The organism is Pseudoalteromonas sp. Angola-7 (genome assembly GCF_028599255.1).
GTDB classification, from domain to species: Bacteria; Pseudomonadota; Gammaproteobacteria; order Enterobacterales; family Alteromonadaceae; genus Pseudoalteromonas; species Pseudoalteromonas atlantica.
The window spans coordinates 1-469 of the sequence record NZ_JAQREL010000049.1; the positions used below are offsets into that span (position 1 = coordinate 1).

1 protein-coding gene is annotated in these 469 nt (G+C 39.4%); it reads left to right on the forward strand.

The window, feature by feature from the left end; genetic code table 11:
- On the forward strand, positions 1-469 hold a 469-nt coding region (locus tag PSH50_RS21035), incomplete at both ends, for a DUF2959 family protein (protein WP_273610074.1).

Sequence of the window (469 nt, forward strand, 5' to 3'; positions counted from 1 at the left end):
CTTATTGACCGCGTAGAAGAAACCAAAGAGTCACAAGAAGAATCTCAAGAAGAGTTTCAGTCAGCGCTTGAGCGTTTAACTACACTAATTAATTTTGATGGCGGTGAGCTCCAAGATGCTTACAATCAACTAAATGACGATTACGAATCAAGCCTTAAAGCCGCAGCCGACGTTACTACCAATATCAATAAAGTAGAGGATGTTGCTGAAGCCTTGTTTGACGAGTGGAGCGATGAATTAGAACAGTACAAAAGCGCTTCGTTAAAACGCGAAAGCAGTAAAAAACTTAATGCCGCTAAGCGCCAATTTGATCAGCTTCTTCGTTCTATGCGCAGTGCTGAAAGTAAAATGGAACCAGTACTATCATCACTAAAAGATAACGTTTTGTACTTAAAGCATAATTTAAATGCACAGGCAGTTGCTGCTATAAAAGGTGAATTTACTAACCTTAAACGCGACATTCAGATAC